Origin of the sequence: Georgenia sunbinii (assembly GCF_036421875.1) — a bacterium.
Classification (GTDB): Bacteria; Actinomycetota; Actinomycetes; order Actinomycetales; family Actinomycetaceae; genus Georgenia_B; species Georgenia_B sunbinii.
The window spans coordinates 234096-246524 of sequence record NZ_JAZGOL010000003.1 but is presented as its reverse complement, the minus strand read 5'-3'; the positions used below and the strand labels follow the sequence as shown (position 1 = coordinate 246524).

Sequence of the window (12429 nt, the reverse complement as noted above, 5' to 3'; positions counted from 1 at the left end):
CTCAGCTGCCGTAGATCGCGTCGATCTCCGACGAGAAGTCCCGCAGCACCTTGGCCCGCTTGACCTTCTGCGACGGCGTCAGGTAGCCGTTCTCCATCGTGAAGTCGGTGGTGAGCACCGAGACCTTACGGATCGACTCGGCCCGTGAGACCGCCTCGTTGGCCCGGGTGGTGGCGCGGTCGAGGGCGGCGAGCACCCGCTCGTCGGTGGCGGCCTGCTCGACCGTCATCGCCGGCAGGGCGTGGTTGGCGAGCCAGCTCGGGAGCATGTCCTCGTCGAGGGTGACGAGTGCGCCGATGAACGGGCGACCGTCGCCGACGACGACCACCTGGCTGACGAGCGGGTGGCCCCGCAACCGGTCCTCGAGCACCGCCGGAGCGACGTTCTTGCCGCCCGCGGTCACGATGATCTCCTTCTTGCGCCCGGTGAGCCGCAGGTAGCCGTCGGCGTCGAGGGTGCCGAGGTCGCCGGTGATGAACCAGCCGTCTTCGGTGAAGGCCGCCCCCGTCGCTTCCGGGTCGTCGTGGTAGCCGCGGAACACGTGGTCGCCGCGCACGAGCACCTGACCGTCGTCGGCGATGGCGATCTCGGTGCCGGGGTAGGGCGGACCGACGGTGCCGATCTTGACCAGCCCAGGGCGGTTGACGGTCGTGGGGGCACCGACCTCGGTGAGGCCGTAGCCCTCGAGCACGCCGACCCCGATGCCGCGGAAGTAGTGGCCCAGCCGCTCGCCGAGGGGGCCGCCGCCGGAGATCGCCCAGTCGAGGGAGCCGCCCATCGCCTGCTTGATCTTGGCGTAGACGAGCCGGTCGGCCAGCGCCCGCTGCGCGCGCAGCCCGGCCGGCGGCCCGGCGGTGGTCTCCAGCGCGCGGGAGTACTCGATGGCGACCTTCGCCGCCCAGCGGAAGAGCCTCTGCTTGGTGCCGGTACCGGCCTTCGCGTCGGCGGAGTTGTACACCTTCTCGAACACCCGCGGCACCGCGAGGAGGAAGGTCGGGCGGAACACGCCGAGGTCCGCCACGAGGTTCTTGGCGTCCGGGACGTGGCCCATGGCGGCGCCGGAGTATACGCACAGCACCTGGACGAACCGGGCGAAGACGTGGGCCAGGGGCATGAACAGCAGTGTGCGTCTGTCGGCGCCGCGCACGACGTCGGAGAAGTTCGGGTCGTCGGTGCCGTTGACGACCAGCGTGACGAAGTTGCCGTGCGTCAGCTCCACACCCTTGGGACGGCCGGTGGTCCCCGAGGTGTAGATGATGGTCGCGAGGCTGTCGGTGGTCAGCGCCGCCTGCCGGGCGGCGACCTCCTCGGCCGCGACGGCGGCGCCGCGCTCGATGACCCCGGAGATGGCGTCCTCACCGATGATGAGGACGTCCTCGAGGTCGTCGAGCGTCGCGAGCAGCGGGTCGACCATCCCTGCCATGGCGCGGGTCTCGGTGAACACCAGCCGGGCCCTGGAGTCCGAGACGATCCACTCGACCTGCTCGGCCGAGGACGTCTCGTACACCGGCACCGGGACGGCGCCGGCCGACCAGGCCGCGAAGTCCAGCAGCGACCACTCGTAGCTCGTGTGGGACATGATCGCGACCCGGTCGCCGGGCTCGACGCCCATCGCGATGAGCCCCTTGGCCACCGCGGTGACCTCGTCGGCGAAGGTCGTCGTCGAGACCGGGACGAACTCGGTGCCCAGCGCGGACTTCCGCTCGAAGATGGTGCCGGCGGGGTCGCGGGAGACCCGGTCGGTCAGTAGCCACGGGATGGACATCTGAGGCTCGACCCGGCCGAGGCCGGGGGTGCGCGCGTGCGGTCGCTGCTCGGTCATCGGTGCTCCTAGCGCTTGGCGGGCGGGTCGTCGAGCTCGTGGTCGGTGACCTCGGCGCCGTCCAGCGCGCTGCGGCCGAGCATCTCGAGGTCGCCCCGGACCCGGCCGGCGGCCCGCAGGTCGGTCAGCGCCCGCGAGACGTGCTCGACGTGGTCGCTGGGCAGCTCGAGGCGGGCGCGGGCGAAGGTGGTGCGCTGGGAGACCTTGGCCTCCGACTTCACCTTGCGCAGCGCGGCCAGCGCCTCACCGGTCGCGGTCAGCAGCGCCGGCTCGCCGTCGGGCACCGCGGCCCGCAGCGCCGATGACGTCGGCCACGGTGCGGCGTGCACCGAGCCGGTGCGCCACCAGCTCCACACCTCCTCGGCCGCGAACGGCAGGTACGGCGCGAGCAGCCGCAGCATCGAGTCGATCGTCACCGCGAGCGCGACCCGGGCGGAGGTCGCCGCAGCGCCGTGGCTGCCCTCGGAGTCGTAGGCGCGGTCCTTGACCAGCTCGAGGTAGTCGTCGCAGAACGTCCAGAAGAACGTCTCGGTGACCTCCAGCGCCCGGGTGTGGTCGTAGCGCTCGAGCGCGATGGTGGCGGTCTCGATGACGTCGGCCAGGCCCGCGAGCAGCGCGCGGTCGATCGGCTCAGTGACCGCCGTGAGTTCCATGCTCACCGGGGCGTCGCCGCCCATGGTCAGCGCGAACTTCGAGGCGTTGAGCAGCTTGATCGCCAGCCGGCGCCCGATCTTCATCTGGCCGACCTCGAAGGCGGCGTCGGTGCCCAGCCGGGCGGAGGCCGCCCAGTAGCGCACCGCGTCCGAGCCGTGCTCCTCGAGCAGACCCATCGGGGTGACGACGTTGCCCTTCGACTTCGACATCTTCTTGCGGTCCGGGTCGAGGATCCAGCCGGAGATCGCGGCGTGCTGCCAGGGCAGCGAGTCGAACTCCAGGTGGGAGCGGACCACCGTGGAGAACAGCCAGGTGCGGATGATGTCCTGCCCCTGGGGGCGCAGGTCCATCGGGAACACCCGGGCGAACAGGTCCTCGTCGCGCAGCCAGCCGCCGGCGATCTGCGGGGTGAGCGAGGAGGTGGCCCAGGTGTCCATGATGTCGACCTCACCGACGAACCCGCCGGGGACGCCACGCTGGTCCTCGGTGTAGCCGGGCGGCACGTCGATGCTCGGGTCGACCGGCAGGCTCGCCTCGTCCGCGCTGAGCACTCGCTGGTAGTCCGGCTCGCCGTCGTCGTCCAGCCCGTACCAGACCGGGATCGGGACGCCGAAGAACCGCTGGCGGGAGATGAGCCAGTCGCTGTTGAGGCCCTCGACCCAGTTGTTGTACCGCACCCGCATGAACTCGGGGTGGAAGCCGAGCTCGCGGCCGCGGGCGAGCAGCGCCTCGCGGAGGTCGCGGCCCTGCGCGTCGGTGCCGGGGCGGCCACTGTTGCGGATGTACCACTGCCGGGAGGTGACGATCTCCAGCGGCTTGTCGCCCTTCTCGAAGAAGTTGACCTTGCGCTGGGTGGCGACCGGCTCGCCGTCGAGGTCGCCACTGGTGCGCAGCGCGTCGACGATCTCCTTGCGGGCGGTGAAGGTGGTGCGGCCGGCGATCGACTCGTGCCACAGCGCCTGGCCCTGCTCGGTGGCGACCCACTCGGGTGCCTCGGCCAGCAGCCGGCCGTCGCGGCGGACCACCGGGCGGGTGGGCAGGTCGAGCTCGCGCCACCACTGGACGTCGGTGAGGTCGCCGAAGGTGCAGCACATCGCGATGCCGGCGCCCTTGTCCATCTCCGCGGCGGGGTGCGCGAGGACCGGGACCTCGACGTCGAACAGCGGGGAGCGGACCGTGGTGCCGAACAGCGGCTGGTAGCGCTCGTCGTCGGGGTGGGCGATGAGGGCGACGACGGCGGGCAGCAGCTCGGGACGGGTCGTCTCGATGTAGACCTTGCCGTCGGTGACCTGCTCGAGGTCGGCGCCGAGAGCCGGGTCGGACAGCGCGAAGGCCACCCGGTGGTAGTGGCCGGGGTGGTCGCGGGCCTCCAGCTCGGCCTGGGCGACGGCGGTCTGGAAGGTGACGTCCCACAGCCCTGGCGCGGCGGCCTGGTAGGCCTCGCCGCGGGCGAGGTTGCGCAGGAACGCCGCCTGCGCGACGAGCTGGGCGTCGTTGCCGATGGTCTGGTAGTGGTGGGCCCAGTCGACGCTCAGCCCGAGGTAGCGCCACAGGTCCTCGAACTGCTTCTCGTCCTCGACGGTGAGGCGCTCGCACAGCTCGACGAAGTTGCGGCGGGAGATCGGCTGCTGGTCGGCGGCCTTGACGCTCTTGCCGTCCCCGCCGTCGTGCGGGGGAACGAAGTCCGCGACGTAGGGCAGCGAGGGGTCGACCCGGACGCCGTAGTAGTTCTGCACCCGGCGCTCGGTGGGCAGGCCGTTGTCGTCCCAGCCCATCGGGTAGAACACCTGCTTGCCACGCATCCGCTGGTAGCGGGCGACGACGTCGGTGTGGGTGTAGGAGAACACGTGGCCGACGTGCAGCGACCCGGAGACGGTCGGCGGCGGGGTGTCGATGGAGAACACCTGCTCGCGGGTGGCGGTGCGGTCGAAGGCGTAGGTGCCGTTCTCCTGCCACGCCGCGGCCCACGTGAGCTCGAGGCCGTCGAGGCTCACCTTGTCCGGGACCGCGGGGGCGGGCAGCGGGGCGGACTGGTCCGGGGAGTGCGCGTCGGTCATGAGGCCCGATTCTTTCATGGTTGTCGACTGCCATACTCCGGGGGTGGAACTCGACGACGTCGTGCACCAACGGCGGATGGTGCGCAGGTACTCCGACGAGCCGGTGGACCCCGCCGTGGTGGACCGGCTGGTCCGCGCCGCGGTGCGCGCCCCGAGCGCCGGCTTCAGCCAGGGCTGGGCGTTCCTCGTGCTTGACCGGCCGGCCGACGTCGAGCGCTTCTGGACGGCGACGACGCCGCCGGCGCGCGCAGCGGAGCCGGACGGCTGGCTCCGGGGGATGCGGGCGGCGCCCGTGGTGATCGTGCCGCTGTCGAGCAAGGCCGCCTACCTCGACCGGTACGCGGAGCCGGACAAGGGGTGGACCGACCGGCGGGAGGACCGCTGGCCGGTGCCCTACTGGCACGTCGACGCCGGCATGGCGTCGCTGCTCATCCTGCTGACGGCCACCGACGAGGGGCTGGGGGCGTGCTTCTTCGGCATCCCCGGCGGCCGGCTCGAGGTGTTCCGCGAGGAGTTCGGGGTGCCGTCGGCCTACGCGCCGGTCGGCGCCATCACCGTGGGGCACCCGGCGCCGCAGGAGCGCGCCGGTGGCTCGGCGGTCAGCCGGCCGCGGACGCCGGTCGAGGACGTCGTCCGCCGCGGTCACTGGACGCACTGAGCGTCTCGCGCGTGGCCGCCGGCAGCCGCGCCCAGTCGGCCGGGGTGTCGAGGTCCGTCGCGGTCCCCGGCCGGTGCACGACGGCGGTGCGCAGCCCGAGCGCGGCGCCGTGCACGGCGTGCGCGGCCCGGCTGCCGGGGCCGAACCGGAAGGCGAAGCCGCGCACCGACGCGTCGAGCACGAGCGCGTTGGTGCCCTCACCGGCGTCGTCGGGCGCCAGCACGAGCGGGGCGTCCGGCGCGAGCAGGGCACGCACATCGGCGGCATCGAGCAGCGGCAGGTCGGCGTGGATCATCAGCAGCCGGCCGGCGCCCCCGACGACCGCGAGCCGGCGGCCGAGGTCCACGGCGGCGTTGAGGCCGGGCCGGTCCACGGGCTGGCTGACGACGGTCAGCCGCGGGTCGGCCGGCAGGGCGGCAGCAGCGAAGCCGGGGTCGCGGGTGACGACGAGCACGTCGCGGACCACGCCGGCGTCGAGCAGCGCGGCCACCACGTGCCGGGCGAGCACCGCGACGAGGTCGCTGCGCTGCTGGGCGCCGAACCGGTCGGCCAGCCTGGTCTTGCCGGAGCCGTCGCGAAGCGGGACGACGGCGGTGGTCACCGGGCGGGTCACGCCGCCGCCGCGAGGAGCTCGCCGGCGAGCAGCTCCCGGTCGCTCGCGGTGGCCATCACCGTCCGGGTGACGAGCACGGACATCCCCAGGTCCTCGACGGCCGGGGCGAGCTGCGCGTCCAGCTCGTCGAGGACGAAGGTGTCCACCAGGCCGCCGTACAGCCGCGCGACGCCCAGCGGGGAGACCTCGTGGCCGAGAGAGGCGAGCATCGCCGCGGCCGGCCCCTTGAGCGCGCCGCCGCCGACGATCGGGCTGACCGCCACGCGGTGCGCCGAGCTGGCAGCCAGCGCCGCCCGGACGCCGGGGACGGCGAGGATCGGCCCGATGCTCACGAACGGGTTGGACGGGCCGAGCACGACGACGTCGGCGTCGGTGAGCGCGGGCAGCACGCCCGGGGCCGGGCGGGCGCCGTCGATCCCGGCGAAGGAGATGCCGTGCACCTCGTCGCGGTGCTGGCGGCCGACGAAGTACTCCTGGAAGCTCATCGTCCCGGCGGCGGTGGCCACCCGGGTGACCACCGGGTCGTTGGTCATCGGCAGCACGCGTGGCGCGACGCCCAGCGCGGTGCACAGCTGTGCCGTCACCTCGCTCAGCGTGGCGCCGTCGCGCAACCGCTGGGTGCGCAGGATGTGGGTGGCGAGGTCGCGGTCGCCGAGCCGGAACCAGATGTCCTCGCCGAGGGCGGCCATCGTCGTCAGCGTCGTGAACGTCTCGTCGACGACGCCCCACCCGGTCTGCGGGTTGACCCGGCCGGCGAGCGTGTACATGACGGTGTCGACGTCGGGGCTGACCGAGAGCCCGTAGAGCACGGCGTCGTCGGCGGTGTTGACCACGACGGTCAGCCCCGCCGTGGCCCGGGCCAGACCATCGGCGAGCTTCGCGCCACCGCCGCCGCCGGACAGCAGCGTGACGGCCCGGTCGGTGCGGCCGACCGGTGTCACGGTGCGGTGGGCGTGGACGCGAGAGCCGCCTGCCAGCCCTCGGCGTAGGCCTCGGCGGCGCCGAGCCGGAACAGGTCCTCGTCGGACGGCCGCTGGACGCTGCGGCAGCCCGGCCCGTCCTCGTCGGTGACGAGGTGCGACAGCCCGCGCACGACCGCGACCGGGCGGTTGGTGGTCTTGCCGGTGACCAGCTCCACCGCGGAGGCGATCTCGTCCGCCACCGCCGCCACCGTCGACGTCAGCGCGTTGCCGTGGGAGTCGAGCTGCCCGCGCAGGTCCTCCAGCACCCGCACGCCGGCGCTGCCGATCGCCAGGTCCATCAGCCCCGAGCGCCACGGCCGGCCCGCGGTGTCGGTGACGACGACGCCGAGCCGGGTGCCGGTACGCTCCTGCAGCTCGGACCGCAGCTGCGCGGCCGACCGGTCGGGGTCGACCGGCAGCAGCAGCACGGTGCCCGGTTCGGTGTTGCTGGCATCGACGCCGGCGGCGGCCATCACCAGGCCCTGGCGGTTCTCCACGATGCTCGTCGTGACGTCACCGCGCCGGACGCTGGCGACCACCCGGACGGTCTCGGCGGCGATCGCCTGCTCGCGGTCGGTGCGCACCAGCCGGCCCTCGACCTTGCTCACCACCTTGCTGGTGACGACGACGATGTCGTCGGGGCGCAGCCCGGTGGTGCCGTCGGGCCAGCGCAGCCCGGTGAGTCCGGGCAGCAGGACGTCGACCAGCTCGTCGCCGTGCTGCAGCTGCGGGAGACCGTCGACGGCCGCGATCATCAGGGCGCCGCTCATCATGGACGCCAGGCTATCGCCACCGCGTGGCCCTGAGAGACTTGCCCCATGGACCTGACGATCGGTTACGTCGCTGCCCTCGAGCAGCTCCACCCCACCGAGGCGGTGGACCTCGCCGCGTACGCGGAGTCGCAGGGCTTCTCCGGCGTCATGGCGGCCGACCACTTCCAGCCGTGGACCCCTTCGCAGGGGCAGGCGCCGTTCGTGTGGAACGTGCTGGCCGCCCTCGGGGAGCGCACCCGCGGCGACCTCGGTCCCGGCGTCACCGCCCCGACCTTCCGTTACCACCCGGCGATGGTCGCGCAGGCCTCGGCGACGCTCGCGGCGATGAACCCCGGCCGGCACTGGCTCGGCGTCGGCTCCGGCGAGGCTCTCAACGAGCACGTCACCGGCAGCTACTGGCCCGAGGCGCCGGAGCGGATCAACCGGATGTTCGAGGCGGTGGACATCATCAGCAAGCTGTTCACCAGCTCGCTCGCCGGCAAGGACACTCGGCACTCCGGGAGCTTCTACCGCCACGAGTCCACCCGGCTGTGGACCATGCCGGAGGTCGCGCCGCCGATCTACGTCGCCACCGGTGGCCCGGTGACCGCGCGCCGCGCCGGCAAGCACGCCGACGGCCTCATCACGATGGGGGCGCCGGTGGAGAAGGTCGACGGGCTGCTGGCCCGGTTCGCCGCGGGCGCCCGCGAGGCCGGCAAGGACCCGGCGACCATGCCGAAGCTGCTCCAGCTGCACCTGTCGTGGGCGCGCACCGACGAGGAGGCCGTGGCGAACGCACTCGAGCAGTGGCCCAACGGCGCGATGCGGTTCGCCAAGTCCGACGTCCGCTCGCCGTTCGACTTCGCCGCGATGGCCAAGCAGGTGCGGGCCGAGGACTTCGAGGGCCGGATGGTCATCTCCGCCGACCCCGACGTCCACCGTGCCGAGATCGAGAAGTACGTCGACCTCGGGTTCGACCGGATCTATCTGCACAACGTCGGGCGCAACCAGCGCGAGTGGGCCGAGGTCTTCGGCCGCGAGGTGCTGCCGAAGGTGGTGCGCTGATGCTGCTCGTCCAGGCCGTCGAGGGGCTGCCCCCGGTCACCGGCGGGGACGACCTCCCCGCGATCATCGCCCCGGCGCTGCGCGCGCTGGTGTGGCCCGACGGCTCGACCGGGATGGCCGACGGCGACGTCGTCGTCGTGGCCAGCAAGGTGATCGCCAAGGCGGAGCGGCGGCTGGTGGCCGGCCGTGACCGCGCCGAGGTGGCGGCGGCGATCGCCTCGCAGACGGTGCGGGTGGTCGCCGAGCGGGCGCGGCCCGACGGCTCGACGCTGCAGATCGTGCAGACCCCGCAGGGCCTGGTGCTGGCGGCGGCCGGCGTCGACACCTCCGACGTGCCGCTGGGCACCGCGCTGCTGCTGCCGGAGGACCCTGACGCCTCGGCCCGGGCGCTGCGGCGCGGCCTCGACGCGCGGCTGGGCGTGCGGCCCGGCGTCGTCGTCACCGACACCGTCGGACGGCCGTGGCGCGAAGGCGTGGCCGACATTGCGATCGGCGCGGCCGGCGTCGTCGTGCTCGTCGACCACCGCGGCCGGCGCGACGGCTACGGCCGGCAGCTGCAGATGACGACGATCGCCGCTGCCGACGAGATCGCGGCCGCCGCCGAGCTGGTCAAGGGCAAGGCCGAGGGCCGGCCGGTCGCCGTCGTGCGGGGGCTCGGGCACCTGGTGACCGTCGAGGACGGTGCCGGCGCCGGTCTGCTCGCCCGGCCGGCGGGCGACGACCTGTTCCGGGAGGGCGCGGCCGAGGCCTACGCCCGCGGGCTGGCCGACGGGCGGCTGACGGACGACCGGGCGTAACGACGTCAGCCGCGCTCGAAGACCAGCATCTCCCGGCCGCGGACCTGCACCCGCTCGGCGCGCACGCCGTAGACGCGGGACACCAGCTCCTCGGTGAGCACCTCGGTGGGCGCGCCGGCGGCGACCACCCGGCCGCCGTCGAGCACGACGACGTGGTCGCAGTAACGCAGCGCGTGATTGAGGTCGTGCAGCGCGGTGAGTACGGTGACGCCGCCGGCGGCCAGCTCGCCGGCGAGGTGCAGCACGTCCAGCTGCGCGGCGACGTCGAGGTGGTTGGTCGGCTCGTCGAGCATGAGCAGCCGCGGCGCCTGCGCCAGCGCGCGAGCGAGGTGGACCCGCTGCCGCTCACCGCCGGACAGCGTCGCGACGTCGCGGCCGACGAGCCCGTCCGCGCCGGTGCGGCGCAGCGTGTCGTGCGCGACGGCGAGGTCGTGCTCGGAGTCCGCGCCCCACGCCGCACGGTGCGGGGTCCGGCCGAGGAGGACGACGTCGAGCACGTCCATCGCGACGGCCGCCGCCGAGTCTTGCTCGACCAGCGCGAGCTCACGGGCCCGGGTCCGCCGGGAGAGCGCCGCCAGCTCGCGGCCGTCGAGCAGCACTGCGCCGCGATCCGCGGCGAGCGCGCCGACGAGGACGCGCAGCAGGGTGGACTTGCCCGAGCCGTTGGGGCCCACCACCGCGCTCACCGCGCCCGACGGCAGCTCTGCGGCGACCGAGCGCAGGATGGCGGTCCGGTCGATGGTCGCGTCGAGGCCGGCGACGGTGAGCGCAGCACCGGTACGCGCCGTCGTCGTGCTCACAGCCGGCTCCGTCGCAGCAGGACGGCGAACACCGGCGCCCCGATGGCGGCGGTGAGGATGCCGACCGGCAGCTCGCGCGGGTCGAACAGGGTGCGGGCGCCGGTATCGGCGAGCAGCAGGAACAGTGCGCCGACGAGGGCGGCGACCGGCAGCACCCGGTGGTTGCGCGCGCCGATCACCAGCCGTACCGCGTGCGGCACGACGAGCCCGACGAAGCCGATCGCGCCGGACACCGACACGAGGACGGCGGTCAGCAGCGTGACCGCCACGAGCAGCAGCCAGCGGGCTCGCCGGACGTCTATGCCCAGTGACGACGCGGAGACGTCACCGAAGGCGAAGGCGTCCAGCACCCGGCCGCGCGAGGCGAGCAGCCCGCCGAGCACCACGGTGGCGCCGAGCGCGAGCAGCGCCTCCGGCCAGCTGATCCCGCCGAACGAGCCGAGCAGCCAGGAGAGGATCTCGCGGTAGGAGTCGCCGGTCGCCGACCAGAAGATCACGAAGCTCACCATCGCGGAGAACGCCTGGCCGACTGCCACCCCGGCGAGCACCGTGCGCACCGGCGGCAGCCCGCCGCCGCGGCCCGCCGCGAGCAGCAGGGTGAGGAAAAGTGCGCCCATCGCGCCGACGAAGGCGGCCACGGGCAGCAGCACGGTCATCCCCAGCACGAGCACGCTGACCGCTCCGAGAGACGCGCCCGAGGACACGCCGAGCAGGTACGGGTCGGCCAGCGGGTTGCGCACCACGGCCTGCATCACCGTCCCGGCCACCGCCAGCCCCGCCCCGACGGCCACCGCCGCCACCACCCGGGCGCCGCGGCCCTGCCACACGATGGCGTCCTGGATCGCGGTGAGGGAGTCGGCCGAGCAGCTGATCGAGCCAGGGGTCAGCGCGGTGCACACGTGGTGCCAGGCCGAGGCCCACACCTGGGTCACCGTGATCGACGCGGGACCGACGGTCAGCGCCCAGCTCATCGCGGCGAGCAGCGCGGCCAGCATCACGGCGACCACCACGCCCAGCCGCAGCCGGCCGGGCCGGCGCGGGGGCGCCGTGGACAATCCCGCTGTCGGCGATAAGTCGGCTGTCGGTGACAAGTCTGCTGTCGGGGACAATCCCGCTGTCGGTGACAAGTCGGCTGTGGGTGACAATCCTGCTGTGGGGGACAAGTCGGCTGTGGGGGACCGGGGGCGGTCGAGGTCGGTCATGGCGTCACGCTCAGCTCGGCGAGCTGACGGGTGAGGTCCTCGACGGCGGCGACGTTGCGGACGCCGGCCTCGGTCGCCGGGAACGGGATCACCACGTAGCGCTGCTCCTGCACGGCAGGCAGGGCCGCGGTCACCGGGTTGGACTCGAGCAGGTCGATCTTGTACTCCGCGGTGTTCCAGGCGGAGTCGACGAGCACGAGCACGTCGGGGTTGCGGTCGGCGACCGCCTCCCAGGACAGCGACGTCCAGGTGTCGGCGACGTCGTCGGCGATGTTCGTCAGCCCGGCGGCCGACATGATCATCTGCGGGGCACCGATGCCGGCGCCGACGAACGGGGTGTCGGATCCCGAGGAGTACCACAGCGCGGTCAGCCCCTCGCCGGTCGGGGTGACCGCCGCCAGCGCCTCGCGCTGCTCCGCGACGAGCGCGGCGGCCTCGTCCGGCGTGCCGAGCATCCGGCCCACCTCCTCGATCTCGGCGAACACGTCCTCGAAGCCGAGCGCGTCGGGCGCCAGCTGCGGGTCCTCGCAGGCAGAGGGGGAGACATAGGTCGAGATCCCCAGCTCCTCGTACCCGGCGCGCTCGCCGGCGCCGTCGTCGGAGAGGTTGGACTCCCAGCCGGCGTAGACGAGGTCGGGCTCCAGGTCGAGGACGGCCTCGCGCGACGGGTTCTGCTCGGCGAGGACCGGCGGCTCGGGGACGCCGTCGGGCAGCGGCCCGTCGGAGAACGCGGTGCCGACGAGCCGGTCGCCGGCGCCCAGCGCGAGGACCATCTCGGTCGCCGAGGACTTGATCGTCACGATCCGCTCCGGGGGCGCGTCGAGCGTCGTCGTGGTGCCGCAGCTGCTCGCGGTGACCGGGAAGCCGGCCGTCGCGGTGGTGGCCGGTGCGCCGGGCTCCTCGGTCGCGGCCGAGCCGCAGCCGGCGAGCAGGAGGGCCAGGCCGCCGAGCGAGGCGGCGACGGAAAGCGGGCGACGGTGCACAGGGACTCCAGGCAGGTTCGGATGAGGAACTCTGCGCAGTCACAGCGCCGCGCGCGGATCGCCG

General features: G+C 73.6%; 11 protein-coding genes. 3 read left to right on the top strand and 8 right to left on the bottom strand.

Translation table 11 applies throughout. The annotated features are described in order from the left end of the window. Position 1: 1 nt before the first annotated feature. Entirely contained in the window at positions 2-1822 is a 1821-nt protein-coding gene (locus V2J52_RS08935) for an AMP-dependent synthetase/ligase (protein ID WP_331227341.1), read from the bottom strand. Between the two features lie 8 nt (positions 1823-1830). After that, positions 1831-4533 (bottom strand): valine--tRNA ligase, encoded by a 2703-nt coding sequence (gene valS / locus V2J52_RS08930; protein WP_331227340.1) that lies wholly within the window; start codon positions 4531-4533, stop codon positions 1831-1833. 43 nt (positions 4534-4576) lie between these two features. Between valS and V2J52_RS08925 the strand changes: the two genes are divergently transcribed. Further along, on the top strand, positions 4577-5191 hold the full coding sequence (locus tag V2J52_RS08925; RefSeq protein ID WP_331227339.1) for a nitroreductase family protein: 615 nt from the start codon (positions 4577-4579) through the stop codon (positions 5189-5191). Here the strand turns inward: V2J52_RS08925 and cofC are convergent. From cofC to cofE (V2J52_RS08910), 3 genes are read right to left on the bottom strand one after another with little or no spacing between them, the layout of a single operon-like run. Continuing rightward, positions 5133-5804: a 2-phospho-L-lactate guanylyltransferase gene (gene cofC / locus V2J52_RS08920; RefSeq protein WP_331227338.1), complete on the bottom strand. Its 672-nt coding sequence runs from the start codon at positions 5802-5804 to the stop codon at positions 5133-5135. The genes V2J52_RS08925 and cofC overlap by 59 nt on opposite strands. Then, entirely contained in the window at positions 5801-6745 is a 945-nt protein-coding gene (gene cofD, locus V2J52_RS08915; RefSeq protein WP_331227337.1) for a 2-phospho-L-lactate transferase, read from the bottom strand. Before cofD ends, cofC begins: the two co-directional genes overlap by 4 nt. Beyond that, positions 6742-7539 (bottom strand): coenzyme F420-0:L-glutamate ligase, encoded by a 798-nt coding sequence (cofE, locus tag V2J52_RS08910; RefSeq protein WP_434056399.1) that lies wholly within the window; start codon positions 7537-7539, stop codon positions 6742-6744. The genes cofD and cofE (V2J52_RS08910) overlap by 4 nt, the downstream gene beginning before the upstream one ends. A 45-nt stretch (positions 7540-7584) precedes the next feature. On the opposite strand from cofE (V2J52_RS08910), the gene V2J52_RS08905 reads away from it, so the two are divergent. Continuing rightward, a complete protein-coding gene (locus V2J52_RS08905) occupies positions 7585-8583 on the top strand; it encodes a TIGR03557 family F420-dependent LLM class oxidoreductase (protein ID WP_331227336.1) in 999 nt (332 codons plus the stop codon). Further along, positions 8583-9380, top strand: a complete 798-nt coding sequence (cofE, locus tag V2J52_RS08900; RefSeq protein ID WP_331227335.1) for a coenzyme F420-0:L-glutamate ligase — start codon at positions 8583-8585, stop codon at positions 9378-9380. Before V2J52_RS08905 ends, cofE (V2J52_RS08900) begins: the two co-directional genes overlap by 1 nt. A 5-nt stretch (positions 9381-9385) precedes the next feature. Here cofE (V2J52_RS08900) and V2J52_RS08895 read toward each other — a convergent pair whose 3' ends face one another. The 3 genes from V2J52_RS08895 to V2J52_RS08885 form a co-directional block, all read right to left on the bottom strand. Next, complete coding sequence (locus tag V2J52_RS08895) at positions 9386-10180, bottom strand: ABC transporter ATP-binding protein (RefSeq protein ID WP_331227334.1); 795 nt, start codon at positions 10178-10180, stop codon at positions 9386-9388. Continuing rightward, a complete protein-coding gene (locus V2J52_RS08890) occupies positions 10177-11235 on the bottom strand; it encodes an iron chelate uptake ABC transporter family permease subunit (RefSeq protein ID WP_434056398.1) in 1059 nt (352 codons plus the stop codon). Before V2J52_RS08890 ends, V2J52_RS08895 begins: the two co-directional genes overlap by 4 nt. Before the next feature lie 143 nt (positions 11236-11378). Continuing rightward, positions 11379-12365, bottom strand: a complete 987-nt coding sequence (locus V2J52_RS08885; protein WP_331227333.1) for a putative F420-0 ABC transporter substrate-binding protein — start codon at positions 12363-12365, stop codon at positions 11379-11381. Between the last annotated feature and the right edge of the window lie 64 nt (positions 12366-12429).

Coding starts and splice junctions, on each gene's coding strand:
- V2J52_RS08935 (WP_331227341.1), bottom strand. CDS start 1,822: ATGACCGAGCAGCGACCGCACGCGCGCACCCCCGGCCTCGGCCGGGTC.
- valS (WP_331227340.1), bottom strand. CDS start 4,533: ATGACCGACGCGCACTCCCCGGACCAGTCCGCCCCGCTGCCCGCCCCC.
- cofE (WP_434056399.1), bottom strand. CDS start 7,539: ATGATGAGCGGCGCCCTGATGATCGCGGCCGTCGACGGTCTCCCGCAG.
- V2J52_RS08905 (WP_331227336.1), top strand. CDS start 7,585: ATGGACCTGACGATCGGTTACGTCGCTGCCCTCGAGCAGCTCCACCCC.
- cofE (WP_331227335.1), top strand. CDS start 8,583: ATGCTGCTCGTCCAGGCCGTCGAGGGGCTGCCCCCGGTCACCGGCGGG.